General features: G+C 62.6%; 26 protein-coding genes and 1 riboswitch. Of the genes, 15 read left to right on the forward strand and 11 right to left on the reverse strand.

Annotated elements, in window-relative coordinates:
- The first annotated feature begins 48 nt into the window (after nt 1-48).
- The 12 genes from urtE (at nt 49) to ureG (ending at nt 8,634) form a co-directional block, all read left to right on the forward strand.
- Nucleotides 49-744 (forward strand): urea ABC transporter ATP-binding subunit UrtE, encoded by a 696-nt coding sequence (gene urtE / locus J2X43_RS11170; protein ID WP_112390422.1) that lies wholly within the window; start codon nt 49-51, stop codon nt 742-744.
- 159 nt (nt 745-903) lie between these two features.
- Nucleotides 904-1,725 carry an urease accessory protein UreD gene (locus tag J2X43_RS11175; protein WP_310293980.1) on the forward strand — a complete coding sequence of 274 codons (822 nt, stop codon included), beginning with the start codon at nt 904-906 and terminating at the stop codon, nt 1,723-1,725.
- Nucleotides 1,726-1,746: 21 nt separating this feature from the next.
- Nucleotides 1,747-2,049, forward strand: coding sequence for an urease subunit gamma (locus tag J2X43_RS11180; protein WP_310293982.1), 303 nt, complete (start codon nt 1,747-1,749; stop codon nt 2,047-2,049).
- Nucleotides 2,050-2,059: 10 nt separating this feature from the next.
- Nucleotides 2,060-2,314, forward strand: a complete 255-nt coding sequence (locus tag J2X43_RS11185) for a DUF1272 domain-containing protein (RefSeq protein ID WP_310293984.1) — start codon at nt 2,060-2,062, stop codon at nt 2,312-2,314.
- Nucleotides 2,315-2,324: 10 nt separating this feature from the next.
- Complete coding sequence (locus J2X43_RS11190) at nt 2,325-2,630, forward strand: urease subunit beta (RefSeq protein WP_310293986.1); 306 nt, start codon at nt 2,325-2,327, stop codon at nt 2,628-2,630.
- Nucleotides 2,631-2,663: 33 nt separating this feature from the next.
- Nucleotides 2,664-3,080 (forward strand): lysozyme inhibitor LprI family protein, encoded by a 417-nt coding sequence (locus tag J2X43_RS11195; RefSeq protein WP_112390427.1) that lies wholly within the window; start codon nt 2,664-2,666, stop codon nt 3,078-3,080.
- A 16-nt stretch (nt 3,081-3,096) separates the two neighbouring features.
- Nucleotides 3,097-3,720: a Urease operon accessory protein gene (locus J2X43_RS11200; protein WP_310294886.1), complete on the forward strand. Its 624-nt coding sequence runs from the start codon at nt 3,097-3,099 to the stop codon at nt 3,718-3,720.
- 3 nt (nt 3,721-3,723) lie between these two features.
- On the forward strand, nt 3,724-5,433 hold the full coding sequence (gene ureC / locus J2X43_RS11205) for an urease subunit alpha (RefSeq protein WP_310293988.1): 1,710 nt from the start codon (nt 3,724-3,726) through the stop codon (nt 5,431-5,433).
- A 314-nt stretch (nt 5,434-5,747) separates the two neighbouring features.
- Nucleotides 5,748-6,617, forward strand: a complete 870-nt coding sequence (locus tag J2X43_RS11210; protein ID WP_112390429.1) for a GGDEF domain-containing protein — start codon at nt 5,748-5,750, stop codon at nt 6,615-6,617.
- Between the two features lie 81 nt (nt 6,618-6,698).
- Nucleotides 6,699-7,268 carry an urease accessory protein UreE gene (locus tag J2X43_RS11215; RefSeq protein ID WP_310293990.1) on the forward strand — a complete coding sequence of 190 codons (570 nt, stop codon included), beginning with the start codon at nt 6,699-6,701 and terminating at the stop codon, nt 7,266-7,268.
- A 6-nt stretch (nt 7,269-7,274) separates the two neighbouring features.
- Nucleotides 7,275-7,946, forward strand: coding sequence for an urease accessory protein UreF (locus J2X43_RS11220; RefSeq protein WP_310293992.1), 672 nt, complete (start codon nt 7,275-7,277; stop codon nt 7,944-7,946).
- Between the two features lie 76 nt (nt 7,947-8,022).
- On the forward strand, nt 8,023-8,634 hold the full coding sequence (ureG, locus tag J2X43_RS11225; RefSeq protein ID WP_310293994.1) for an urease accessory protein UreG: 612 nt from the start codon (nt 8,023-8,025) through the stop codon (nt 8,632-8,634).
- A 10-nt stretch (nt 8,635-8,644) separates the two neighbouring features.
- On the opposite strand, the gene J2X43_RS11230 is transcribed toward ureG, so the two are convergent.
- A complete protein-coding gene (locus tag J2X43_RS11230) occupies nt 8,645-9,586 on the reverse strand; it encodes a LysR family transcriptional regulator (protein WP_310293995.1) in 942 nt (313 codons plus the stop codon).
- 110 nt (nt 9,587-9,696) lie between these two features.
- Here J2X43_RS11230 and J2X43_RS11235 point away from each other — a divergent pair, with 110 nt between their 5' ends.
- Together J2X43_RS11235 and crcB are read left to right on the forward strand one after the other, a co-directional pair.
- Complete coding sequence (locus tag J2X43_RS11235; protein WP_310293996.1) at nt 9,697-10,449, forward strand: SDR family oxidoreductase; 753 nt, start codon at nt 9,697-9,699, stop codon at nt 10,447-10,449.
- A 104-nt stretch (nt 10,450-10,553) separates the two neighbouring features.
- A riboswitch (Fluoride riboswitch) is annotated at nt 10,554-10,616 on the forward strand.
- 52 nt (nt 10,617-10,668) lie between these two features.
- The gene (gene crcB / locus J2X43_RS11240; protein ID WP_310293998.1) at nt 10,669-11,100 is read left to right on the forward strand and encodes a fluoride efflux transporter CrcB; all 432 of its coding nucleotides are present in this window, start codon (nt 10,669-10,671) and stop codon (nt 11,098-11,100) included.
- A 217-nt stretch (nt 11,101-11,317) separates the two neighbouring features.
- On the opposite strand, the gene J2X43_RS11245 is transcribed toward crcB, so the two are convergent.
- The 6 genes from J2X43_RS11245 to J2X43_RS11270 all read right to left on the reverse strand — a co-directional run bounded on the left by J2X43_RS11245 (nt 11,318) and on the right by J2X43_RS11270 (nt 20,273).
- A complete protein-coding gene (locus J2X43_RS11245; protein WP_310294000.1) occupies nt 11,318-14,623 on the reverse strand; it encodes an efflux RND transporter permease subunit in 3,306 nt (1,101 codons plus the stop codon).
- Nucleotides 14,624-14,634: 11 nt separating this feature from the next.
- A complete protein-coding gene (locus J2X43_RS11250) occupies nt 14,635-15,828 on the reverse strand; it encodes an efflux RND transporter periplasmic adaptor subunit (protein ID WP_112390437.1) in 1,194 nt (397 codons plus the stop codon).
- Nucleotides 15,829-16,248: 420 nt separating this feature from the next.
- Nucleotides 16,249-17,220: an ABC transporter substrate-binding protein gene (locus J2X43_RS11255; RefSeq protein ID WP_310294003.1), complete on the reverse strand. Its 972-nt coding sequence runs from the start codon at nt 17,218-17,220 to the stop codon at nt 16,249-16,251.
- 57 nt (nt 17,221-17,277) lie between these two features.
- Nucleotides 17,278-18,405, reverse strand: coding sequence for an ABC transporter permease (locus J2X43_RS11260; protein WP_310294004.1), 1,128 nt, complete (start codon nt 18,403-18,405; stop codon nt 17,278-17,280).
- On the reverse strand, nt 18,402-19,286 hold the full coding sequence (locus J2X43_RS11265) for an ABC transporter permease (RefSeq protein ID WP_112516356.1): 885 nt from the start codon (nt 19,284-19,286) through the stop codon (nt 18,402-18,404). The genes J2X43_RS11260 and J2X43_RS11265 overlap by 4 nt, the downstream gene beginning before the upstream one ends.
- 204 nt (nt 19,287-19,490) lie before the next feature.
- Nucleotides 19,491-20,273: an ABC transporter ATP-binding protein gene (locus J2X43_RS11270; protein WP_310294008.1), complete on the reverse strand. Its 783-nt coding sequence runs from the start codon at nt 20,271-20,273 to the stop codon at nt 19,491-19,493.
- A gap of 99 nt (nt 20,274-20,372) precedes the next feature.
- On the opposite strand from J2X43_RS11270, the gene J2X43_RS11275 reads away from it, so the two are divergent.
- Nucleotides 20,373-20,786, forward strand: coding sequence for a cupin domain-containing protein (locus J2X43_RS11275; RefSeq protein ID WP_112516359.1), 414 nt, complete (start codon nt 20,373-20,375; stop codon nt 20,784-20,786).
- 2 nt (nt 20,787-20,788) lie between these two features.
- Here J2X43_RS11275 and J2X43_RS11280 read toward each other — a convergent pair whose 3' ends face one another.
- From J2X43_RS11280 to J2X43_RS11295, 4 genes are all read right to left on the reverse strand, one after another.
- The gene (locus J2X43_RS11280; protein WP_310294010.1) at nt 20,789-21,166 is read right to left on the reverse strand and encodes a hypothetical protein; all 378 of its coding nucleotides are present in this window, start codon (nt 21,164-21,166) and stop codon (nt 20,789-20,791) included.
- 5 nt (nt 21,167-21,171) lie between these two features.
- On the reverse strand, nt 21,172-22,626 hold the full coding sequence (hydA, locus tag J2X43_RS11285) for a dihydropyrimidinase (protein WP_310294012.1): 1,455 nt from the start codon (nt 22,624-22,626) through the stop codon (nt 21,172-21,174).
- A gap of 102 nt (nt 22,627-22,728) precedes the next feature.
- Nucleotides 22,729-22,926, reverse strand: coding sequence for a hypothetical protein (locus J2X43_RS11290; RefSeq protein ID WP_112390444.1), 198 nt, complete (start codon nt 22,924-22,926; stop codon nt 22,729-22,731).
- Between the two features lie 52 nt (nt 22,927-22,978).
- A complete protein-coding gene (locus tag J2X43_RS11295; RefSeq protein WP_310294015.1) occupies nt 22,979-24,232 on the reverse strand; it encodes a Zn-dependent hydrolase in 1,254 nt (417 codons plus the stop codon).
- Nucleotides 24,233-24,337 lie beyond the last annotated feature (105 nt).

A 24,337-nucleotide genomic window follows, 5' to 3' on the forward strand; every position in this document is an offset into this window, starting at 1 on the left:
AGCACGCATCGAGCGAGTAAAGCCTTACAAATCTATGGAAGTGGCATCATGCTGACAGTCGAAAACGCAAACCTCCACTACGGCGCGGCCCAGGCCCTGCGCGGCATCTCGATCAAGGCCGAGATGGGCAAGATCACCTGCGTGCTCGGCCGCAACGGCGTCGGCAAGAGCTCTCTTCTGCGCGCCGTCACCGGCCAGCACCCGCTCTCGGCCGGAAGCGTCACCTTCAACGATACCGCGCTCAACGGTCTGCCGCCCTTTGCCCGCGCCAAGCAGGGCATCGGTTACGTGCCGCAGGGGCGTGAAATCTTTCCGCTGCTGACGGTGAAGGAAAACCTCGAGACCGGCTTTGCTCCGCTTGGCCGCCGCGACCGCAACATCCCTGACGACATCTTCAGCCTCTTCCCGGTGTTGAAGTCGATGTTGTCCCGTCGCGGCGGCGATCTTTCCGGCGGGCAGCAGCAGCAGCTGGCGATCGGCCGGGCGATGGTGACAAGGCCGAAGATCCTGGTGCTCGACGAGCCAACGGAAGGCATCCAGCCGTCGATCATCAAGGATATCGGCCGGGCGATCCGCTATCTCCGGGATTCCACCGGCATGGCGATCCTGCTGGTTGAGCAATATCTCGATTTCTGCCGCGAGCTTGCCGATTACGTTTACATCATGGACCGCGGCGAGATCGTGCATGAAGGGCTGGCGGAAACGCTGGATACGCCTGAGGCCCGCCGTCACCTGACCGTCTGAGCGGCAATTGCCGCTTTCTTCGGCAGTCTGCTTTTCTGGTCGAGCCGTCCGGCTTTGCGGCGAAGGCGATCGCGGGCGGCACGGGAATTGCTTGCTTTCACTTGTTTAGCGCATTGAATGAGAACAGCCGGATGAACGGCGGATGTTCAAGGGGATGGAATGACGATCGCTGCGGCAAGCACCAGACCGCAAAGAGCCGAGGGACGCGGGCATCTGGCCGCCAAGGCCCTGGATGGGCGCACGCGGCTTCGCGAGCTCTATCAGGAAGGTGCTGCCAAGATCCGGCTGCCTGACACGTTCGATGCCTCGATGGAAGCCGTCATCATCAACACCGCCGGCGGACTCACGGGCGGCGACCGGATGAACTGGAGCGTCGTCGCCGGTCCCGGCACGCGCATCGACGTCACCACCCAGGCCTGCGAGAAGATCTACAAGGCATCGGCAGGCACTGCCGAGGTCAATACCGTGATCAGCGCCGGTGCCGGATCGCGTGTCGACTGGCTGCCGCAGGAAACCATTCTTTTCGACCGCGCCTCGTTGTTTCGCCGCCTCGACGTCGATCTCGACGAGACCGCCGAGTTTCTGGCCGTCGAAGCCATCCTGCTCGGCCGCAAGGCGATGGGCGAGGCGATGGTCACAGGTCTCTTCCGCGACCGCTGGCGCATCCGCCGTGCCGGGAACCTCATTCATTCCGAGGAGCTCCGGCTCGATGGCGCAGTCGGCGCGCTGACGGCGCTGCAGCCGGTTCTCGGCGGGCGGGTGGCGTTTGTGACGATGCTCTATGCCGGTCCGCTGGCCGACAGCTATCTCGCCAAGGTGCGCCCGCTGCTCGAAGGGCATATGGCCGGCGCCAGCGCGTGGAATGGCAAGCTTGTCGTGCGTGCTGCGGCAGCGGATGGTTTCGCGCTCAGAAAAATCCTGATTCCGGTCATATCCGCCTTGCGCAACGGCGCGCCGGTGCCGAAAGTCTGGAACCTGTAATTCAGCTGGAATGGATGAACGATGAACCTCACTCCGAGAGAAAAAGACAAGCTGTTGATCTCCATGGCGGCAATGGTGGCGCGCCGCAGGCTGGAGCGCGGCGTCAAGCTTAACCATCCGGAAGCGATCGCGTTGATCACCGATTTCGTGGTCGAAGGCGCGCGTGACGGGCGGTCCGTCGCCGATCTGATGGAGGCTGGCGCCCACGTCGTCGGCCGCGACCAGGTGATGGAAGGTGTCGCCGAGATGATCCACGACGTGCAGGTCGAGGCGACATTTCCTGACGGTACCAAACTCGTCACCGTCCACGAACCGATCCGCTGAGGAGGCCGCGATGCTGGAACTGCGCCCGAACTGCGAATGCTGCGACAAGGACCTGCCGCCCGAAAGCCTGGAAGCGATGATCTGCAGCTTCGAATGCACCTTCTGTGCTGCTTGCGCCGAAGATGTGCTCGGCGGCAAGTGCCCGAACTGTGGCGGCGAATTTACGCGCCGCCCGGTCCGCCCGGCCGGGAAGCTCGCCAACAATCCGGCGTCGACCAAACGTGTATTGAAGGCCGAAGGCTGCGCGCCCCAGAAGGCTGCGTGAGGAGAAAGACATGATCCCAGGCGAAATCATTGCCGCAAGCGGCGACATCGAACTCAATGCCGGCGCACCGACCCTGACGATCGTGGTGTCGAACACCGGTGATCGCCCGGTGCAGGTTGGCAGCCATTATCATTTTGCCGAAACCAATGCGGGGCTCTCCTTCGAACGCGAGAAGGCGCATGGCATGCGGCTGGACATTCCCGCCGGCACCGCCGTCCGTTTCGAGCCGGGCCAGACGCGCGAGGTGACGCTGATCCCGCTGTCGGGCAAGCGCGAGGTCTATGGCTTCCGCCAGCTCGTCATGGGCAAGCTTTGAAGCACAAAAAATAACAGAAGACGGGAGGAAATGATGCGTTTGGTGATCGGTCTGCTTGCATTGGCGGGCGGCGTAATAATGGCTTCGGGCGCATTCGCGCAGGAGGAGACCGACTGCAAGAACCCTGAGACGCAGGCGGAGATGACGAGCTGCGAACAGGATCGCTATGGCGAGGCAGACAAGGCGCTGAACGCCCAGTGGAAGGAAACGCGCACCGCGGCGGCTGCGACCGACGAGGATCTGGACGAGAACGATCGCGGTGCCGAGAAGGCGCTGCTCACAGCGCAGCGCGCCTGGATCTCCTATCGCGACGCGCAATGCGAGGCCGAAGGCTTTCAGGCCCGCGGCGGGACGATGGAGCCGATGCTGGTGGCCGGGTGCCTCGCCAATCTCAGCGATACCAGAACCAAGGAACTGAAGGCGCTTGCCGACGCATTGGGCGGCAACTGACGTGGGACAGAAGATCATGATCGTCGGCAACGGTGAGGTGGGAGACGAGGGGCGCGCGGCGATCGCTGCGGCCGATTTCGTCGTCCGCTTCAACGAGTGCCGATCCTATGCCGCGAGCCCCGGCCGCACCGATGCCGTTGCCGTTTGCAATACCGGCCGCCCGGGCAAGGCGATGACCGGCGACACCGGCTGGCGGACACTAGCCGGCGTGATCGAAGCGTCCGAGATCTGGTGCGTGCGCGACCCGGAAAAGTTTGCGGAGATGCGGGCGCCGCTCGCCCTCTCGCATCCGGAACTCGACGATTTCTGCGACGATTACACGAGTCAGTTCAAGGCCTTCTGCAAGGAAGCTGGCAAACGGCATGTGGTCGTTGAGAAAGTGATTCATGAGGCGGTGGACGACGCGCTCGCCGCCTTTCACCCCGAGCCTTACGTCGTGCCAAGCACCGGACTGATCGCGATAGCCGAAGCCTTCCGCCGGTTCCCCGGCGCCGATATCGGGCTTGCGGGGTTCGGTCATGCAGGCTGGGACGGCCACCCATTTGCTGCCGAGCGGCAGCTTGTCGATGGATATATCGCTGCCGGGCGGCTGAAACGATACGCCGCCGAACCACCTCATTCTTCCTCCCAAGGAGCCTGACATATGCCCCACAAGATCTCCCGCGCCGCCTATGCCAGCATGTTCGGACCGACCGTCGGCGATAAGGTCCGACTGGCCGATACCGAGCTGTTCATCGAGATTGAAAAGGACTTCACGACCTATGGCGAGGAAGTGAAGTTCGGCGGCGGCAAGGTAATCCGCGACGGCATGGGGCAGAGCCAGGCGACACGCGCGCAGGGCGCGGTCGATACCGTGATTACCAATGCGGTGATCATCGATCACACGGGGATCGTGAAAGCCGATATCGGGCTGAAGGACGGGCGCATCGTGGCGATCGGCAAGGCGGGCAATCCCGACACGCAGCCGGGCGTCAACATCATCGTCGGCCCATCGACGGAAGCGATCGCGGGCGAGGGCAAGATCGTCACGGCCGGCGGCATGGATGCGCATATCCATTACATCTGCCCGCAGCAGATCGAGGAGGCGTTGATGTCCGGCATCACCTGCATGCTGGGCGGCGGCTCCGGCCCGGCGCATGGCACGCTTGCAACGACCTGCACCGGTGCCTGGCATATCGAGCGGATGATCGAGAGCTTCGACGGCTTTCCGATGAACCTGGCGCTGGCGGGGAAGGGCAACGCGTCTCTTCCCGCGGCACTCGAAGAAATGGTGCTGGCCGGGGCCTCGTCGCTGAAGCTGCATGAGGATTGGGGTACGACGCCGGCGGCGATCGACTGCTGCCTTTCGGTGGCCGACGAATACGACATCCAGGTGATGATCCACACCGATACGCTGAACGAGAGCGGCTTCGTGGAAGACACGATCGGGGCGCTCAAGGGTCGCACCATCCATGCCTTCCATACCGAGGGTGCCGGCGGCGGGCACGCGCCCGATATTATCAAGATCTGCGGCCAGTCGAACGTCATCCCGTCATCCACCAACCCGACGCGGCCTTATACGGTCAACACGATCTCCGAGCATCTCGATATGCTGATGGTCTGCCATCATCTGTCGCCGTCGATCCCCGAAGATATCGCCTTCGCCGAAAGCCGGATCCGCAAGGAGACGATCGCCGCCGAAGATATCCTCCATGATATCGGCGCCTTCTCGATCATCTCCTCAGACAGCCAGGCCATGGGCCGGGTCGGCGAGGTGGCGATCCGCACCTGGCAGACGGCCGACAAGATGAAGCGCCAGCGCGGCCGCCTGCCGGAAGAAAAGGGTGAGAACGACAATTTCCGCGTCCGCCGGTATATCGCGAAATACACGATCAATCCGGCAATCGCTCAGGGCCTCAGCCACGAGATCGGCTCGGTGGAGGTCGGCAAGCGCGCCGACCTGGTTCTGTGGAACCCCGCCTTCTTCGGCGTCAAGCCGGAGATGGTGCTGCTCGGCGGCTCGATCGCGGCGGCGCCCATGGGGGATCCGAACGCCTCGATCCCGACCCCGCAGCCGATGCATTACCGGCCGATGTTTGCCGCCTATGGCAAGCTGCGCACCACCTCGTCGGTCACCTTCGTGTCGCAGGCGTCGCTGGATGCAGGCCTCAAGGGACGGCTCGGTGTTGCCAAGAATCTCGTCGCCGTGAAGAACACGCGCGGCGGAATTTCCAAGGCGTCGATGATCCACAACAGCCTGACGCCGCATATCGAGGTCGATCCAGAGACCTATGAAGTCAGGGCCGATGGCGAGTTGTTGACCTGCGAACCGGCGACCGTTCTCCCGATGGCACAGCGCTACTTCCTGTTCTGAGGCACGGAGGGCTGCCGAAAGCGTTTCGTTAACGGCATTCTCCGGGTGGTTGCAGAAATTCCGGGAAATCTTCGTGCTCGAAACGTGGCTTTCATCAGCGCATCGGTGTGGACTGAAATGCGCGTGATATCAGAGATTTAATCAGGCGTTCAGCAGTTCTGATTCAGGTTGAGGGCGGGTGCGGCCTGCCCGTGAAAATGCAACTTCATTAATTCGGCCGAACTCGCTCAAATCTTAACGATCGGCTTAAGAACCCGGCAGCAAATGCATTCTAATCAAATGCCATGGGGTGCCGGGGCTGGAGGTCGATTCGCATGAAAAACTGGATGATGCTCCAGATGGGGCTCGGCAATTTTCAGCATCGCGGCACCATTTTCAGCTTCGCGCTGAAGATGAGCTTTTCCGCCATCATCCTCTCCGCCGTCATCATGCTGATCGTGCTGCCGCCGCTTTCCTTCTTCGATTTGCTGCCGCTGTCGCTTGCCCATTCGCTGAGCCTCGGGATCGTGTTTTCATGGCTGTTCGGCGGGGCGGCCTGTGGTCTCCTGTCGTTGATCGCGGGCTTTGCGCTGCATCACCTGACGATCTCGCGGGCGGAATTCGAAAAGCTCAGCCGCACCGACATGCTCTCAGGCCTGCTGAACCGCCGCGCCTTCACCGAGGCGTTGGCAACGGTGGAAGCCGATGCCTCGCTGGTCATCTTCGACGTCGATCGCTTCAAGGCTATCAACGACCGCTTCGGCCATGCCTGCGGCGATGCCGTGATCATCGCCATCTCGGCAATCCTGGCGACGGCCTTCAACGACAGCTCGGTGGTCGCGCGCCTCGGTGGAGAGGAATTCGGCGTCATCGTCACCGGTTTTCCGCTGGCGGCGCGGCTCGAGCGCGTGGAGCAGGTGAAAACGCAGATCGCCTGCCAGCCGATCACCGCCGACGGCTGCACCGTGCCGATCACCATCTCGGCCGGTATCGCCGATCTCGAGCCGGGACGGAACAAGGAGGCGGTCTATGCCTCGGCCGACAAGGCGCTCTATCTCGCCAAGGCGCTCGGGCGAAACCGCGTCGTCCACGAGAGCGAAGGTCTGCACCACGCCTGGCACAGCCGCCTGGTGGAGAACGGTCTTGCCGTTCAGGGCGACGACGATGCCGGCTATGACGGCGCACAGCGCGCCTACGGCATTTAGCCACTCCCCCGGCGGGATTGGCGCTTGCGCCGCCGCCCGCTATTTTGCAAGGTCACGGTCTCTGCAAAATGGATAAATCCCATGCAACGCGTCACATCCTATCTTCCCGCCGGTACGCCGAACTCCCACCCGATCGAGCAGGTGAAGCTGCCGCATGATCTGCGCCACCTGCGCCGCAAGCTGCTGCATCTGGAAAGCGGTGGCATGGTGATGCTCGACCTCAAGGATCCGGTGCTGTTCGCCAATGGCGACCTGCTGGTGCGCGACGACGGCGAGTTGATCGAAATCCTGGCGGCGGATGAGAAGCTGTTCGAAATCCGCGGCAAGAACGGCGTCCACCTGATCGAGCTTGCCTGGCATCTCGGCAACCGGCATCTGGCGGCGCAGATCGAGGACGATCGCATCCTGATCCTCCGCGACCACGTGATCCGCACCATGCTGCAGGGTCTCGGCGCGCTGGTTCTCGAAGTCACCGAGCCCTTCCAGCCTGCCCGGGGCGCCTATCACAGCCATGGCCACGATCACCACGCGCATGATCATCACGATCATGACGGCCATGGGCATGACCACCACGGGCACGACCATCATGATCATGATCATGACCACAAGCATCACGACCACGGTGACGGACATCGTCATTTGCACGATTGACCGGCGATGACCGGGAACGATGATCTGCAGGCGCTGCTGCGCCTGATGGCATGGCTCTCGCCGGCCTTTCCCGTCGGTTCCTTCGCCTATTCGGGCGGATTGGAGCGCGCCGTCCATGATGGCCTGGTCGCCGATGCGGCCGGGCTGGAGACCTGGATCTCGACGCTGCTGACGCATGGCAATGTCTGGAACGACGCGGTGATCTTTGCCGCGGCGTGGCGCGGGCAGGGTGATGCCACTGAGCTGGCCGAGTTCGCTGCGCTCGCCGAAGCGCTGGCCGGTTCGCGCGAACGGCATCAGGAGACGATGCTCCTGGGCGAAGCATTCCTGACTGCTGCCCGCGCATGGCCGGATGCGGTCTTCGACCGGCTGCCGCAGCAGGCCGCCTATCCGGTCGCGGTCGGCGCCGTTTCCGGCGCCCATGCCATTGCGTTGGACAAGGCGCTGGCAGCGTTTCTGCATGCCTATGTCTCGCAGGCCGTTTCGGCCGGTATCCGCCTCGGCGTGACCGGGCAGAAGGATGGCGTTGCCATTCTCGCAAGGCTGGAGCAGGTCATCTCCGCTGTTGCCGGAAAGGCCTTGGTCTCGGGCGTCGACGATCTCGGCGCCGCGGCCGTTCAGGCCGATATCACGACGCTGCGGCACGAGACCCAGAGCACCAGACTTTTCCGCTCGTAAGGCAGGCATCTGCGTCATTTGCCGGTGGCGGCCGACATGCGCGGCGGCTATCATCGGACGAATTGGAGTGACATCTATGAAATCGAGAAACGGACCTCTCCGCGTCGGCATCGGCGGGCCTGTCGGCTCCGGCAAGACGGCGCTGACGGAGAAGCTCTGCAAGGCGATGCGTGACGATTATTCCGTCGCCGTCGTCACCAACGACATCTACACGACCGAGGATGCCGAAGCGCTGATGCGCATGCAGGCGCTGCCGTCGGACCGCATCGTCGGCGTCGAGACCGGCGGCTGCCCGCATACGGCCATCCGCGAGGATGCAACGATCAATCTGCAGGCGATTGCCGGGCTGAACCAGCGCATCCCCGATCTCGACGTCGTCTTCATCGAGTCGGGCGGCGACAATCTGGCGGCGACCTTTTCGCCTGATCTCGCCGATATCACCATCTATGTGATCTCCGTTTGCCAAGGCGAGGAAATCCCCCGCAAGGGCGGGCCGGGGATCACCAAGTCGGACCTTCTCGTCATCAACAAGAAGGATCTGGCACCCTATGTCGGCGCCGATCTGGAGGTGATGGACCGGGACGCGACGCGCATGCGGGCAACCCGTCCCTATGTGTTCTCCGACATGAAGCGCGGCGATGGTATCGGCTCGATCGTCAGCTTCCTCAAGGAGCATGGCGGGCTCTGACGCGGAAGCGTCAGGGGCCGTGCTCGCCGAGGCTTCCGGTGAAGCGTTCTGCCCAGTTTTCCCGCCGCGAGGCTTCGAGAACGAAATCGATGAAGACGCGGGTCTTCAGCGGCAGAAGTTTCCTGCCCGAATAGTAGATCGAGACCGGTCCGGCATCGACATACCATTGCGGGACAACACGGATGAGGTCACCACGTTCCAGATGCGGCAGCGCGTCCGGCTTGGCGATCATCGCCACGCCGATGCCCATCAGCGCGGCCTCGCGCATGGCTGCCGGATCATCGACCACGACCCGCTCTCTGGGCGCCGCCGCCTGCTCGTCGCCGGCGACATTGCGCATCTGCCACAGGCGGATCTTGCCGGTGCGGTTGGCACGCATGACGATGCCGTCGAGACTGGCCATGTCCGACGGTTCCTCGGGTGGTGATCTCCCACGCATGTAGGCGGGGGAGGCGACGGCGATGATGTGGGCGGGCGCAAGGGTGCGGGCGATCACACCCGGCGCCAGCTCGAAGCCGCCGCCGATCGCCGCATCATAGCCCTCGGCGATCAGGTCGACCTGCCTGTTCTCGAACATCCATTCCGGCCGGATCAGCGGATAGCGCGCCAGGAAATCCGGCAGCAATGGCAGGATATAACCGATGCCGAGCGTCGGGCTCATGCTCACTCTCAACGTGCCCGAAGGCGCCGCTTCGTCTGATGCCGCCGAAGCGATGGCGTTCTGCAGGCCGGAGAGATTGTCGCCGATCGCCTGCAGAAAGCGCTCGCCCGCTTCGGTCAGCGTCAGGCTGCGGGTGCTGCGCTGGAAGAGCCGGATGCCGAGATTTGCCTCGAGCACGGCGACGTTGCGGCTGACGGCAGCAGGCGTCACCGCCAGCCGTCGCGCCGCGGCGGAAAAGCTGCCGAGCTCCGCCGTCCTGACGAAGGATTCCAGGTTGATCAGAGATTCCATCTCTTCACTTTCAACGATTGTTTGAAATTTATTAAATCCATTACCCGCTAATCGCAATGGAATAGACTGGCCATATTCCGCTCCATCGAAACAAAACTGGAGTTCAGGAAATGACCGATCTATCGAAACCCCTGTCAGGCAAGGCAGCACTCGTCACCGGTGGCTCGCGCTCGATCGGCGCTGCCATCGCCAGACGGCTGGCGGCGGATGGGGCGGCGGTTGCCATCACCTACCATGCGTCGCCCGACCGCGCCGCGCTTGTCGTCAAGGATATCGAGGCTGGTGGCGGACGTGCCATCGCAATCCAGGCCGATGCCGGCGATCCCGCTGCGGTGCGGGCCGCGGTGTCAAAGACCGGGGAAGCCTTCGGCGCGATCGACATTCTCGTCAACAATGCCGGCATCGCGCTCGGCGGCGCCATTGAGGAGACGACATTTTCGGATTACGAGCGAATGATTGCCGTCAACGTCACCGGCATGTTCGTGGCGACACAGGAAGCTGTGCGCCGGATGAAGCACGGCGGCCGCATCATTCATATCGGCTCGTCGATGGTGCGCTACGCGGCCTTTCCGACCGCGTCGCTCTACACGCTGACCAAGGGCGCCGTCGCCGGGTTCAATCGCAGCCTGGTTCGCGATCTCGGGCCGAAGGGGATCACCGTCAACACCGTCCATCCCGGCCCGACCGATACCGACATGAACCCGGATGGCGGACCGATTTCGCAGATCGTCGGTCCCGGCATCGCGGTTGGCCGCTACGGCAAGGATCACGAGATCGCCAGCGTCGTTGCCTATCTCGCAAGCCCTGGCGCCGCTTTCGTCACCGGCGCCGAGATTATCGCCGATGGCGGGCTTTCGGCCTGATGCGTTCCGGCAGGTGATGTGGACGCTGTGGCCAGACGCAGCCACAGCGATGCAAAATGACGCGGCGTGAGCCTGTTGCATCTCCGGCCTGCCGCGATTAGCCTGTTCGCGATGGGGATGGAGTGCCCCCGATAACCGCCGTGATGGCTGATGACTCCTACCGCGATTTCAATCGACGGTGGGAGTGTGTCTACTGCCCGCCGATATAGTGAGGCGTGCATGTCACTCTATACCTGCTTGATCATCATGGCTGGCGGCGCTCTCGGCACCCTGGCGCGATATCTGATCTCGGTCCTGGCGGCGCCGATCAGCGGCAACCTGCCCTGGGGTACGATCATCATCAACATCACCGGCTCCTTCATCATCGGCCTGTTCGGCACGCTGACGCTGGCACATGGCCGGTTTCCCGTTTCAGAGAACATGCGGCTCTTCGTGATGATCGGCCTCTGCGGCGGCTACACCACCTTCTCGTCCTTCAGCCTGCAGACGCTCGATCTGATCCGTTCGGGCGCCATGACGCGGGCAGGGGCGAATATCGCCGTCTCGGTGGTGCTTTGCGTCGCTGCCGTTTCGGCGGGGCATTTGATTGCGTCTTATTTCAACGGCGGGGAGAAGCAGGTGGCGCAGTTGAGGGTGGAGGAAGAGGTGTGAGGGGCAGCAACCAAAATGCCCTCATTCCTGTGCTTGTCACAGGAATCCAGTCGCCGCGCGTCTGCGTGGCGGGAAGAGTCTTTTTCGGCCCAAGGACTTGGGCCGGCTGGATCCCTGTGACGAGCACAGGGATGAGGGAAACGCGGTGGTCTGTGCGCCATCCCGCAAACAAGAAGGCCGAGCATTGAGCCCGGCCTTCTTGTAAGAGACGTCCCCGTTACTCCGCCGCGAAGGGCGGCAGCCTCAGCACGTTCTTGCCGTTGCTGTTGGCGTTCTTCTGCTTGGCTTCCGGGTTTTCGATCGCGCTCACCCGGTCCTTCAGCGAGCCGACGGCTTCCGTCAGTTCTTCGCGGGACAAGGTGGGCTCTTCCACATCCTTCTTGCCGACGAGGCGGCCGAACATCCAGCCGAGCAGGCGGGAGAGATCGTCCATGATCAGGAAGAAGGAGGGAACGACGACGAGCGACAGCACCGTCGAGACGATGATGCCGCCGATCACGGCGATGGCCATCGGCGCGCGGAACGAGCCGCCTTCGCCGACACCCATGGCCGACGGCAGCATGCCGGCCGACATGGCGATCGAGGTCATGATGATCGGGCGGGCACGCTTGCGGCCGGCCTCCACCATGGCTTCGACACGCGACAGGCCGTGACGGCGCATCTCAATGGCGAAATCGACGAGCAGGATGGCGTTCTTGGTGACGATGCCCATCAGCATCAGGATGCCGATCAGAACCGGCATCGACAGCGGATTGTTGGTGACCAGTAGACCGACCGCCACGCCGCCGATTGCCAGCGGCAGCGAGAACAGGATGGTGAAGGGCTGGATCACGTTCTTGAAGAGCAGGATCAGCACCGCAAGTACCAGCATCAGGCCCATCAACATGGCGTTGACGAAGCTCTGCTGCATTTCCTTCTGCACCTTGGTGTCGCCGCTTTCGACGAGCTGCACCGTTGACGGGATCTTGGTATCCCTGACGATCTCAAGGAAGCGGGCCGAGGCCGTATCCAGCGCCACGCCCTGCGGCAGGTCGGAGCCGATCGCCACGACGCGGTAACGGTTGTTGCGCTTGATCGAGCTGACACCTTCCGAATAGTCGATGTCGGCGACCGTCGAGAGCGGAACGCTGCCGCCGCTGGCGGTCTGGATCTTCAGGGCACGAATGGCCTGGAGATCGCGGCGCATGTCGAGCGATGCCTGGACGCGGATCGGGATCTGCCGGTCGTCGAGCGAAATCTTGGCGAGTGCGGCATCGACGTCGCCGATGGTGGCGACGCGGATGGTCTCGGAGATCTGCTGCGGCGTGATGCCGAGGCGGGCGGCCTGATCCTTGCGCGGGCGGACCTGCAGTTCCGGACGGGGCAGGGCGCCGTCGGCGCTGACATTGGCGAGCAGCGGATCGGCGCGCAGCTTCGATTCCAGAAGACCGACGGCCTCGTTGAGGTCCTGATCGTTCTTGGAGAGGAAGTTGAACGACAGGTCGCGTTCGCCGCGGTCGTTGAGCTTCAGGATGCGGACGTCAGGAATGTCCTTCACCTTGGCGAAGACTTCCTTTTCGATATCCCACTGCGGGCGCACGCGGCCATGAACCTCGACCTTCGGCAGATGCGGACCGATGACCGGGATGGAGCCGAGCACGTCGTTGACCAGCTTCTTGACCAGCGATTGATCGAGCTTGTGGAGCGACAGGGTGATCGTCGCGCGGCGCAGCTCGAGATCGCCCTTCGGCGAAGCGCCGCCGAGCACGAAGACGCTTTCGACGCCGTCGATATCCTTGACGCGTTCATAGATGGCGTTGCTGGTCTTGTCGGTGTCATCGAGTGTCGCATTCGGCGGCAGCTCGACCGAGAGCACGATGCGCGAGGCGTCTTCCGGCGGCAGGAAGCTGCCCGGAACCTGCGACAGCAGGAAGACCGATCCGATGAGGAAGCCGATGGCGGCGATCAGCGTCGCATAACGGCTCCACCAGTGACCGGTGGTGGCGCGGATCAGCCGGGTATAGCCGCGGAAGAAGGCGCCATCGTTATCGTGATGATCTTCCTGGCCGTCTTCGGCGCGCATCAGATAGGCTGCCATCATCGGCGTGATCAGACGCGCGACGACAAGGGAGAAGAACACCGAGAAGGCGACGGTCAGGCCGAACTGGATGAAGTACTGGCCCGGAATGCCCGGCATGAACGACACCGGCACGAAGACGGCGATGATCGTAAACGTCGTGGCGATGACGGCGAGACCGATTTCGTCGGCCGCCTCGATCGCCGCCCTATAGGGCGTCTTGCCCATCTTGATATGGCGGGCGATGTTTTCGATTTCGACGATCGCATCGTCGACGAGAATACCCGTCGCCAGCGTCAAGGCCAGGAAGCTGACGAGGTTCAGCGAGAAACCCATCAGGTCCATGATCCAGAAGGTCGGGATCGCCGACAGCGGCAGCGCGATCGCCGAGATCAGCGTTGCGCGCCAGTTCCGCAGGAACAGGAAGACGACGATGACGGCCAGCAGCGCGCCTTCGAGCAGCGTGTGGATGGCGGCTTCGTAGTTGCCATAGGTGAAATAGACGGAATCGTTGATCAGCTCGATGCCGACATTCGGATTTTCCGCCCGCACCTTGTCGAGGCTCTGCGCCACCGTCTCGGCGACGCTGACTTCGCTGGCGCCCTTGGAGCGGAAGACGCCGAAGGTGACGACGGGCGTATCGTCGAAGCGCGAGAAGGATTTCGGCTCCTGATAGGTGTCCTTGATGGCGCCGAGATCGGTCAGCTTGACGAAGCGGCCGTTCGGTAGTGCGATTGTGGTGTTGGCAAGTTCGGCGACATTGCGGGCGTCGCCGAGAACGCGGATCGCCTGCTCGCTGCCTGCCACCTGGCCGCGGCCGGAGCCGAGGTCGACATTGGTGCCGCGCAGCTGCTGGTTCACGCTGGCCGCGGTGATGCCATAGGCGTTCAGCTTGTCGGGGTTGAGCTCGATGCGCACTTCGCGCTCGGCGCCGCCGTAACGGTCGACGCGGCCGATGCCACTCTGGCCCTGCAGCGAGCGCTTGATCGTGTCGTCGACGAACCAGGAGAGCTCCTCGAGCGTCATGTCGGGAGAGGAGACGGCAAAGGTCTGGATCGCCTGTCCCTCGACATCGACCTTGGAGACGATCGGCTCTTCGACATTGGCCGGAAGATCGCTGCGGATGCGGTCGATCGCGTCCTTGGTGTCCTGCACGGCCTGTTCGGTCGGCACTTCCATGCGGAACATCACGACGGTCTGCGACTGGCCGTCCGTCACCGTCGACTGGATTTCATCGATGCCGGTGATCGAGGCGACCGCGTCTTCGATCTCTTTGGTCACCTGCATTTCGAGTTCGGCGGGCGAAGCGCCGCTCTGCGTCACGACTATCGAGACCAGCGGTACGTCGATATTCGGGAAGCGCGTGATCGGCAGCTTGTTGAAGGACTGGATGCCGACAAAAAGCAGCAGGCCGAAGAGCAGCAGCGGCGCTACGGGGTTTCGGATGGACCAGGCTGAAAAGTTCATCGGGCCGTCTCTCAGTTGGAAGCAGCAGGCTGTTCGCGGACAGGGGTGATGTGATCACCGTCGCGAACATAGGCACCGGCCTTGGCAACGACTTCCTCGCCGTCCTTCAGGCCCTTCGTAATCTCGACAAAGGCACCGTCCTGGATGCCGGTCTCGACGGCGGCGAATTTCACCACGCCGTTCTCGACCTTGCGGGCGGACGAGCCCTCGTTCGTCGTCAGCACCGCTGACAGTGGCAGCGCCACGTTCTCAGCCGTGTTGACGATGATTTCGGCGCTGCCATACATGCCAGAGCGCGCCTTGTTGTCGTCGTCGATCAGGATATGCACCAGGCCGAGGCGGGTGGTCGGATCGACGGTCGGGGAGACCAGGCGCACAGAGCCTGCGAGCTTCTCGCGGCTGCCGGCAAGCGAAATCGTCGCCTTCTGGCCGTGCTGGATCTTCATGATGTCGTTTTCGCCGACTTCGGCGACGAGCTCGATATCGTTGTCACGGATGATGGTGAACATCGGATCGCCGGTGCCGGATGCGATGGCGCCGACATTGGCGTTCTTGGCCGCCACCGTGCCTGCAACCGGCGTCTTCACGTCGGTGCGAGCGAGCTTCAGGTCGGCATCGGCGATCTGGCTGTCGGTGACCTTCAGATCGGCCTGGGCGACCTCGATTGCCTGCTCCGCGGAGCTGACGCGGGCATTGGCGGAGGCGGCAGCCGCATCGGCCTGTTCGACCGTTGCAGTCGAGACGGTGCCTTTCTTGACCATTTCCTGGGCGCGGTCCTGCTGCTGACGGGCCTGGGAGGCATTGGCCTGGGCTTCGACCAGCTGGGCGCGAAGCTGAGCAAGCGATGCCTCGCCCTTGGCCTTGGTCGCCTGCATCTGGCTCTTCTGCAACAGCAGGGAATCGGGGTTCAGCGTGGCGATCGTGCTGTCGGCAGCGACCTTGTCGCCGACATCGACATTCAGCGAGCTGATCGACAGGCCCTCGACCTGCGGCTGGATATAGACTTCCTCGACGGCCTTGACGGTGCCCGTCGCGACGACGCGATCGACGAGCGCGCGGGTCTTCGCCGTGGTGACGACGATGGCCGGGAGGTTCTGCTTCGGCTTCGTGGTGGCCGTTTCGGCCTCCTGGGCAAAGACCGGCGATACCGCCATGATGGCGATCAAAAGGGTGGAGGCGCGTAGTATTTCAAGCGTGCGTGCCATGCGTCGTCATCCAATTATGTCAAAATGTCCGGCCAAAATCGGCGCAGCGATGCTGCAGCTTGCGAACAGGCCATTCCCGTCTCTGTCTAACTACTCAGAGGTATTCCCGCATTTGCCGTCTCTCATACAGAGAAGTCCCCGGTCCGGCAAATCTGGTTTTGTACGTGGTATCGGTTTGCGCGACGTACAAGACCGCTAGAAAACAATTCCCCATGAGTGGCACATTAATTACCGTTTACGTATAGATCAATCACCGTCAGGTTATGTTTGCATTCCGATGATTGATCGCAGCGTATAATCTGAAGACGATCGAGGCATGGCAGATGCGACATGCGCACGCCAAATAATTTCAATCGGCGTTAAAAAAGCAGAAAACGCGCGGATTTCTCCGCGCGTTCTCCGCGATGTCGCCTATTCCGCTTACTTGGAAGCGGCGTCGGTGATGTCGTGCGTCCAAGCGCCGGATGGCTCCTTGGTGATGATCTTCTGGTCGAGAAGAGCCTTGGCGGTGCGCTCGTAGAGCGTCGTGTCGAGCTTGCCGCTGCCGTCGCCGATCAGCTTGGCGACTTCGCCCATCATCCGCTTCTGGTGGTTTTCGTCCTGGCCGCCGGCATCGACGACGATGCCTGCTGCTTCATCCGGGTTTTCGGTCGCGTATTTCCAGCCCTTCATCGAGGCCTTGACGAACTTGACCATCTTTTCCTTGAAAGCCGGGTCCTTCAGCTTGTCCTCATTGGCGTAGAGGCCGTCTTCCAGGAGGTCGTTGCCCATGGCGCTGTAGTTGAAGACGATCAGATCTTCAGGCTTCAGACCGGCATCGATTGCCTGCCAGTATTCATTGTAGGTCATGACGGAAATGCAGTCGGCCTGCTTCTGCAGCAGCGGCTGGACGTCGAAGCTTTGCTTCAGCACGGTCACGCCATCGGCGCCGCCTTCCGTCTTCAGGCCGAGCTTGTTCATCCAGGCGAAGAACGGATATTCGTTGCCGAAGAACCAGACGCCGAGCGTATGGCCCTTGAAATCGGCTTCGGTCTTGATCGGGCCGTCCTTGCGGCAGATCATTTCCATACCCGACTTCTGGTAGGGCTGGGCGATGTTGACGAGCGGAACGCCCTTTTCGCGGGCCACCAGCGCGCCGCCCATCCAGTCGACGATGACATCGGCGCCACCGCCGGCGATCACCTGTTCCGGGGCGATGTCAGGACCGCCCGGCTTGATATCGACGTCGAGGCCTTCTTCTTCGTAATAGCCCTTGTCCTTGGCGACGTAATAGCCGGCGAACTGGCTCTGCGCGACCCACTTCAGCTGCAGCGTCACCTTGTCGGCCGCCATCGCGTTAGCGGCGGCGAGCGACATGGCGCTCGCCATCATTGCAACCATCAACTTCTTCATTTTGTTTTTTCCCTCTGAAGTTATGCCCCAATCCCATTTGCGGGAACAAAGCGACGCCTAGCCACCACGGATAGACGGATGCCAGAAAGTCACCGCCCGTTCGGCAAGGGCGACGACGCCGTAGAAAACCGAGCCAGCCACCGCCGCGACGGCGATCTCGGCCCAGACCATGTCGACATTCATGCGGCCGATCTCTGTGGAGATGCGGAAGCCCATGCCGACGATAGGGGTTCCGAAGAATTCCGCAACGATGGCACCGATCAGAGCCAGCGTCGAGTTGATCTTCAGGGCGTTGAAAATGAACGGCATGGCCGCCGGAAGCCTGAGCTTCAGCAGCGTCTGCCAGTAGTCGGATGCGTAGGTGCGCATCAGGTCCCGCTCCATGGCGCCGGAGGCGGAAAGGCCCGCCACCGTGTTCACCAGCATAGGGAAGAAGGTCATGATGATGACGACGGCGGCCTTCGACGGCCAGTCGAAGCCGAACCACATGACCATGATCGGCGCCACGCCGATGATCGGCAGTGCCGAGACCATGTTGCCGATCGGCAGCAGGCCGCGGCGCAGGAAGGCGACGCGGTCAGCGAGGATCGCGACGATGAAGCCGGAGGCGCAGCCGACGACATAGCCGAACAGCACGGCCTTGAAGATCGTCTGGCGCACGTCCTCGCCGAGGATCGGCAGAGAATTGGCGATCCGCACACCAATGGTGCTCGGCGGCGGCAGGATGACGAAGGGGATGCCGCCGCCGCGCGTTGCCGCCTCCCAGAGGATCAGGATCCAGGCGCCGAAGATCGCCGGGATCAACAGCCGCAGAAAGGATTTGCCGGTGTTTGATAGTGGCTTCAGATCCGACAGCAGCGTGACGCAGCGCCAGGCGAGCAGCCAGGCGGCAGCGATCAGCAGGAAGAACGCTTTCGTCGCCATGCCCTCGTTGCCGGTGATGCCCGACAGGAGCAGCCAAGCGGCATCGAAGGAGGCCAGCAGCAGTACGGTTGCCGAATAGAGCGGCGGCAGCGCCGTCAACGAAATCAGCGCCGCGGCGGCGATGATGATGACGACAAGCGTCGTGGTCTGGCTGCTGAACGGGGCGGGGGCGCCGTCCGCCAGCAGCGGCAGCGAGGCCAGCGCACCGAGACAGAAGAGCAGCGCCAGCGCGCTTTGCCAGGAGAGCGTCAGATATTTCATGCCGGTCTCCCGCCCATGGCGCGATCGACGATCTTGGCGGCGAGCCCGACGATCGCGACGAGCAGTGCTGCCAGCACGGAACCCGCCACCAGCGCCGCCCAAATATCGATGGTCTGGCTGTAATAGGAACCGGCGAGCAGCTTCGAGCCGATCCCGGCGACGGCACCGGTCGGCAATTCGCCGACGATGGCGCCAACGAGGCTGGCGGCGATCGCCACCTTCATCGAAGTGAAGAGGAAGGGAACCGAGGCCGGCACCCGCAGCTTCCAGAAGGTCTGCGCAGCACTGGCATTATAGGTGCGCATCAGATCGAGATACATCACCTCGGGCGAACGCAGCCCCTTCACCATGCCGACGGCAACCGGGAAGAAGGACAGGTAGGTCGAGATCAGCGCTTTCGGGATCAGCCCGGTGATATTGATCGATCCGAGCACGACGATGACCATCGGCGCGATCGCCAGGATCGGCACCGTCTGCGAGGCGATGATCCACGGCATCAGGCTGCGGTCCAGCGCCCTGATATGGACGATGCCGACCGCGATCAGGATGCCGAGCATGGTGCCGAGCGCAAAACCGAGCGCCGTCGAGGAGAGCGTCACGCCGGCGTGATAGACGAGGCTGCGGTTGCTCGAGAGCTTTCTGAGGAAGGTGTTCTCGAAGACGTTCTGCGCCACCTGATGCGGGGCGGGCAGGATCGGCTTCGGCTGGGAGAGCGTGGCGGAGATGAATTCGGATGTCGTCGGCGTGATGTTGTTTCGCTGGTCCATGTCGCGCTGGAACGGCGCGTTCATGAAGACGGCGGCGATATACCAGATGACGACGAGGGCGGCGAGGATGGTCAGGACCGGGACGATCTTGTCCTTGAGGGTGTCGGGTTTCATGCGGATACCCTCTGAGTTAAGAGGGTGGGGTTACCCCCCTCTGTCCTGCCGGACATCTCCCCCTCAAGGGGGGAGATTAGCTGGGCGCACCCGCTCGCTCCAACGGTGATGCTTGGCGCGAAGTCTGCCACGAGTCGATCTCCCCACCTGTGGGGGAGATGCCCGGCAGGGCAGAGGGGGGTAACCACGGCCTCAAACATCAGCTCACTCATAACTATGCCCCGCTCTCAAACCCTCGCGCACCCGGTGCGCAATCTCCAGAAACTCCGGCGTCTCGCGGATGCCGAGCGGGCGTTCCTTCGGCAGCGTCGAGTCGATGATATCGGTGACGCGGCCGGGGCGGGGGGACATGACGACGATCTTGGTGGAGAGGTAGACCGCCTCTGGAATGGAGTGGGTGACGAAGCAGATCGTCTTGTTGGTGCGGGCCCAGAGCTTCAACAGAGCGGCGTTCAGATGGTCGCGGACGATTTCGTCCAGCGCGCCGAAGGGTTCGTCCATCAGCAGCAGGTCGGCGTCGAAGGCGAGTGCGCGGGCGATCGAGGCGCGCTGCTGCATGCCGCCTGACAGCTGCCAGGGGAATTTCTTGTCGAAGCCGGCAAGCTCGACGAGCTCGAGAGCCTCAGAGATGCGCTTCTTCTGGTCGGCCTTTGAGTAGCCCATGATTTCAAGGGGAAGGGCGATGTTCTTCTCGATCGTCCGCCAGGGATAGAGAGCAGCGGCCTGGAAGACGTAGCCGTAGGCGCGGGCCTTGCGGGCTTCTTCCGGCGTCATGCCGTTGACGCTGATCTCGCCTGATGTCGTCTTCTCCAGGTCGGCGATGACGCGCAGGAACGTCGTCTTGCCACAGCCGGATGGGCCGATGAAGGAGACGAAGTCACCCTTGTTGACGTCGAGATTGACATTGCTCAGCGCATGCACCGGCCCGTCATTCGTCTGGAAGGTGAGACAGAGATCCTTGGCGGATACGACGGAGGCTGCTTGCATCGAGATGTTACCAGTCCTGTTTTCCCCGCGCCTGCGCGGTTTGCATGTTATGCTGCCGCCCGGTTTCACACGCCGCGGCAAAGTCCATGGAGAATGAGAATGGACGCTAAGTCAAAGCCCACCTGCCACATTGTTCGCCCCAGCCACGCCTATGACGGCAAGCAGGGGCTCAGCTATTTCGAAGGCATTGCCGCGGAAACGGTCGGCGCCAAGGGCATCTGCATGCATCTCCTGACGATCCCGCCCGGCGTGCGCGCCAAGGCGCATCTGCACGAGGCGCACGAGACGGCGATCTACATGCTCTCCGGCGAGGCGCATACCTGGTATGGCGACAATCTCGAGAACCACGTCATCGTCCATGCCGGCGAGCTCTTCTATATCCCGGCGGGCGTTCCGCATCTGCCCGCCAATTTGAGCAGCACGCCCTGCACGGCGATCATCGCGCGGACAGATCCCAACGAGCAGGAGAGCGTCGTGCTCTTGCCCGCGCTCGACAGTATCGTGCCGGATTGAGGCTACTTGCATAGCGGCAGCGGCCCCCACTTGATGGCGGCGTCCGAGGTGAAGCCGATCGTGTAGCCCTTGGGGCCGGAGGTGATCTTCGCCGTGTCCTCGATCTCGCCTTCCTCGCCCTCGGCCTGGCAGGAGACCGTGGCCGTAAAATTCTTGCCCTCGGTCTTCACGAGCTTCTTGATCTCACAATAGGAGGCGGCCGTGGTGATCGCTTCCGAGGTCAGCAGGAAGAAGTTGTCGGAGCCGGTGCTTTCGCCCGATTTGGCGTAGGCGCAGCCGTCCTTGTTGCCGTAGCTGCCCTTGATCGGCAGCGTATCGGCGAAAGCCGCGGTGGAGAGCGCGGCCAATGAAACAATCGTCAGAATGACTTGGCCGCGCATATGGATCACACCCCGCTTGCCGGGATTCCGGTGCGTTCCACCTTGCGGGGAGCGGTCAGCTCCTTCCAGGTGGAGAGCGCCTTGTTGACGGCCTGGAAGGGTTCGCGCCTGACGAACTGGCCGTGGCCTTCCTGCGTCTTGATGGTCGACTCCTCGATGGCGACGACGCCGCGGGTCAGCGTGTAGCGCGGCAGGCCGGTGACTTCCTTGCCTTCGAAGACGTTGTAATCGATGGCCGACTGCTGGCTCTTGGCCGAGATGGTCTTGGAGCGCTTCGGATCCCAGACGACGATATCGGCATCGGCGCCGACGAGGATCGCGCCCTTCTTCGGGTAGACGTTGAGGATCTTGGCGATATTGGTCGAGGTGACCGCGACGAACTCGTTCATGGTGATACGGCCGGTCGCGACGCCATAGGTCCAGAGCATCGGCATGCGGTCTTCAAGGCCGCCGGTGCCGTTCGGGATCTTGCGGAAGTCGCCGAGGCCGGTGCGCTTCTGGTCGGTGGTGAAGGCGCAGTGGTCGGTCGCGACGACCTGCAGCGAACCGGCGGAAAGGCCGGCCCAGAGACTGTCCTGATGCTGCTTGTTGCGGAAGGGCGGGGACATGACGCGGCGGGCGGAGTGATCCCAGTCGCGGTTGAAATATTCGGTCTCGTCGAGCGTCAGGTGCTGGATCAGCGGCTCGCCATAGACGCGCATGCCGTTCTGGCGGGCGCGGCGGATCGCTTCGTGGGCCTGTTCGCAGGAGGTGTGGACGACATAGAGCGGCACGCCCGCCATGTCGGCGATGATGATGGCGCGGTTGGTGGCTTCGCCTTCGACCGAGGCCGGGCGCGAATAGGCGTGTCCCTCAGGACCATTATTGCCTTCGTCCATCAGCTTCTGCTGCATGGCGGCGACGACATCGCCGTTTTCGGCGTGGACGAGGGGGAGCGCGCCGAGTTCAGCGCAGCGCGAGAACGAGGCGAACATCTCGTCGTCGTTGACCATCAGCGCGCCCTTGTAGGCCATGAAGTGCTTGAAGGTGTTGATGCCCTTTTCCTGCACGATGGTCTTCATGTCGTTGAAGACCTGCTCGCCCCACCAGGTGACGGACATGTGGAAGGAATAGTCGCAATTGGCGCGGGTCGATTTGTTGTCCCAGCGCTTCAGCGCATCGAGAAGAGACTGTCCGGGATCGGGCAGGCAGAAATCGACGACCATCGTCGTGCCGCCGGCAAGAGCAGCGCGCGTGCCGCTCTCGAAATCGTCGGAGGAATAGGTGCCCATGAAGGGCATTTCGAGATGCACATGCGGATCGATGCCGCCGGGCATGACGTAACAGCCCGTGGCGTCCAGCACCTCGTTGCCCGAAAGATTCGGCCCGATCTCGACGATCTTGCCACCTTCGATCTTCACGTCGGCCTTGTAGGTCAGATCGGCGGTGACGATGGTTCCATTCTTGATGACTGTGGTCATGGCTGTTCCCTGTTCTTATTGAGTCAGGTGACCGATCGCATCCCCTAGTGGAGAGGTTGCGTGCGAAGCAGTCGGGTGATGTTCGGTAAATGCTCGAGGGGGCTATGCCTCGACGAGATCAAGCCGCTTTTCGATCCGCAAGACGCGTTCATCGATGCGGTCGAGCCGTGTCGAAATGGTCGCATATTGATGTTCGAGTATGCCGAGACGCTGCTTGACGACCTGCATGTCGTCGGCGAGCCGTTCGACGGTGCCCCGGATGGCACGCAAGTGCTCAAGTATGAGGTTGTCGGTTGACATTCACCGGCCTCCGTTGGCGGCAATTCTCCTTCGGAATATAGGCGCAATTGTTTCACACCACAATCTCCGCCGTCTCGACCACCGCGTGGAACAGCACATCGGCACCCGCTGTTGCCCATTCCTTGGAGATCTCTTCCGCCTCGTTGTGGCTGAGGCCGCCGACGCAGGGGCACATGACCATGGTGGAGGGCGCCACCTTGGCGGCCCAGCAGGCGTCGTGGCCGGCGCCGGAGATGACGTTCATGTGGGAGTAACCCAGCTTTTCAGCGGCATCGCGGACGCGGCCGACGAGGACGGGGTCGAAGGTGACGGGGTCGAAATGGCCGACGGCCTCGATCGAGCAGCCGACGCCGAGAGCCTCGCAGATCGCGGCGGCTTCGGCCTCGATCCTGGCGCGCATGCGATCGAGCTTGGCCTGATCGGGCGTGCGGATGTCGACGGTGAAGACGACCTTGCCGGGCAGTACGTTGCGTGAATTCGGCGAGAAGAACACCTGACCGACACCGCCGACGGCGCCGGGCTGTTCACCCATCGCAACACCCTGGACCATCTCGATGATCCGCGACATGGCGAGACCGGCATTGACGCGCATGTTCATCGGCGTCGAGCCGGTATGGGCCTCGCGACCGGTGAGCGTGAATTCCAGCCACCACAGGCCCTGACAGTGGGTCACGACGCCGATCTGCTTGTTTTCGGCTTCGAGGATCGGGCCCTGCTCGATGTGATATTCGAAATAGGCGTGCATCTTGCGGGCGCCGACTTCCTCGTCGCCCAGCCAGCCGATGCGCTTCAGCTCGTCGCCATAGGTCTTGCCCTCGGGGTCCTTGCGGCCATAGGCGTAGTCGATGCTGTGCACGCCGGCGAAGACGCCGGAAGCGAGCATGGCGGGCGCGAAACGCGCGCCTTCCTCATTGGCCCAGTTGGTGACGACGATCGGGTGCTTGGTCTTTAGGCCGAGATCGTTCATGGTGCGCACGACTTCAAGCGCGGCGAGCACGCCGAGGACGCCGTCATATTTGCCGCCGGTCGGCTGAGTGTCCAGGTGAGAGCCGACGTAAACCGGCAGGGCGTCAGGATCGGTGCCGGGGCGGGTTGCGAACATCGTGCCCATCTTGTCGACGCCCATGGTCATGCCGGCGGCATCGCACCAGGTCTTGAAGAGGCTGCGGCCCTCGCCATCGGCATCGGTCAGCGTCTGGCGATTGTTGCCGCCGGCGATACCGGGGCCGATCTTTGCCATGTCCATGAGACTGTCCCACAGACGGTCGCCGTTGACGCGCATGTTTTCGCCTGGTGCTGCCACCATATCTGAAGTCCTCGCCTGTTTTCATCAGTCATGCCGTGAGCATGTCCGGTCTGTTCCCTTGGTCAATTCCCGGCGCGATTGTTTGTTTTCTTTGCGCTGGAAAAT

The sequence above is a fragment of the Rhizobium sp. BE258 genome (assembly GCF_031457345.1).
Taxonomy (GTDB): domain Bacteria; phylum Pseudomonadota; class Alphaproteobacteria; order Rhizobiales; family Rhizobiaceae; genus Rhizobium.

What these genes read in the sequence shown, in the direction of transcription:
- urtE (WP_112390422.1), top strand. Translation starts at nt 49, where the DNA reads ATGCTGACAGTCGAAAACGCAAACCTCCACTACGGCGCGGCCCAGGCC.
- J2X43_RS11175 (WP_310293980.1), top strand. Translation starts at nt 904, where the DNA reads ATGACGATCGCTGCGGCAAGCACCAGACCGCAAAGAGCCGAGGGACGC.
- J2X43_RS11180 (WP_310293982.1), top strand. Translation starts at nt 1,747, where the DNA reads ATGAACCTCACTCCGAGAGAAAAAGACAAGCTGTTGATCTCCATGGCG.
- J2X43_RS11185 (WP_310293984.1), top strand. Translation starts at nt 2,060, where the DNA reads ATGCTGGAACTGCGCCCGAACTGCGAATGCTGCGACAAGGACCTGCCG.
- J2X43_RS11190 (WP_310293986.1), top strand. Translation starts at nt 2,325, where the DNA reads ATGATCCCAGGCGAAATCATTGCCGCAAGCGGCGACATCGAACTCAAT.
- J2X43_RS11195 (WP_112390427.1), top strand. Translation starts at nt 2,664, where the DNA reads ATGCGTTTGGTGATCGGTCTGCTTGCATTGGCGGGCGGCGTAATAATG.
- J2X43_RS11200 (WP_310294886.1), top strand. Translation starts at nt 3,097, where the DNA reads ATGATCGTCGGCAACGGTGAGGTGGGAGACGAGGGGCGCGCGGCGATC.
- ureC (WP_310293988.1), top strand. Translation starts at nt 3,724, where the DNA reads ATGCCCCACAAGATCTCCCGCGCCGCCTATGCCAGCATGTTCGGACCG.
- J2X43_RS11210 (WP_112390429.1), top strand. Translation starts at nt 5,748, where the DNA reads ATGAAAAACTGGATGATGCTCCAGATGGGGCTCGGCAATTTTCAGCAT.
- J2X43_RS11215 (WP_310293990.1), top strand. Translation starts at nt 6,699, where the DNA reads ATGCAACGCGTCACATCCTATCTTCCCGCCGGTACGCCGAACTCCCAC.
- J2X43_RS11220 (WP_310293992.1), top strand. Translation starts at nt 7,275, where the DNA reads ATGACCGGGAACGATGATCTGCAGGCGCTGCTGCGCCTGATGGCATGG.
- ureG (WP_310293994.1), top strand. Translation starts at nt 8,023, where the DNA reads ATGAAATCGAGAAACGGACCTCTCCGCGTCGGCATCGGCGGGCCTGTC.
- J2X43_RS11230 (WP_310293995.1), bottom strand. Translation starts at nt 9,586, where the DNA reads ATGGAATCTCTGATCAACCTGGAATCCTTCGTCAGGACGGCGGAGCTC.
- J2X43_RS11235 (WP_310293996.1), top strand. Translation starts at nt 9,697, where the DNA reads ATGACCGATCTATCGAAACCCCTGTCAGGCAAGGCAGCACTCGTCACC.
- crcB (WP_310293998.1), top strand. Translation starts at nt 10,669, where the DNA reads ATGTCACTCTATACCTGCTTGATCATCATGGCTGGCGGCGCTCTCGGC.
- J2X43_RS11245 (WP_310294000.1), bottom strand. Translation starts at nt 14,623, where the DNA reads ATGAACTTTTCAGCCTGGTCCATCCGAAACCCCGTAGCGCCGCTGCTG.
- J2X43_RS11250 (WP_112390437.1), bottom strand. Translation starts at nt 15,828, where the DNA reads ATGGCACGCACGCTTGAAATACTACGCGCCTCCACCCTTTTGATCGCC.
- J2X43_RS11255 (WP_310294003.1), bottom strand. Translation starts at nt 17,220, where the DNA reads ATGAAGAAGTTGATGGTTGCAATGATGGCGAGCGCCATGTCGCTCGCC.
- J2X43_RS11260 (WP_310294004.1), bottom strand. Translation starts at nt 18,405, where the DNA reads ATGAAATATCTGACGCTCTCCTGGCAAAGCGCGCTGGCGCTGCTCTTC.
- J2X43_RS11265 (WP_112516356.1), bottom strand. Translation starts at nt 19,286, where the DNA reads ATGAAACCCGACACCCTCAAGGACAAGATCGTCCCGGTCCTGACCATC.
- J2X43_RS11270 (WP_310294008.1), bottom strand. Translation starts at nt 20,273, where the DNA reads ATGCAAGCAGCCTCCGTCGTATCCGCCAAGGATCTCTGTCTCACCTTC.
- J2X43_RS11275 (WP_112516359.1), top strand. Translation starts at nt 20,373, where the DNA reads ATGGACGCTAAGTCAAAGCCCACCTGCCACATTGTTCGCCCCAGCCAC.
- J2X43_RS11280 (WP_310294010.1), bottom strand. Translation starts at nt 21,166, where the DNA reads ATGCGCGGCCAAGTCATTCTGACGATTGTTTCATTGGCCGCGCTCTCC.
- hydA (WP_310294012.1), bottom strand. Translation starts at nt 22,626, where the DNA reads ATGACCACAGTCATCAAGAATGGAACCATCGTCACCGCCGATCTGACC.
- J2X43_RS11290 (WP_112390444.1), bottom strand. Translation starts at nt 22,926, where the DNA reads ATGTCAACCGACAACCTCATACTTGAGCACTTGCGTGCCATCCGGGGC.
- J2X43_RS11295 (WP_310294015.1), bottom strand. Translation starts at nt 24,232, where the DNA reads ATGGTGGCAGCACCAGGCGAAAACATGCGCGTCAACGGCGACCGTCTG.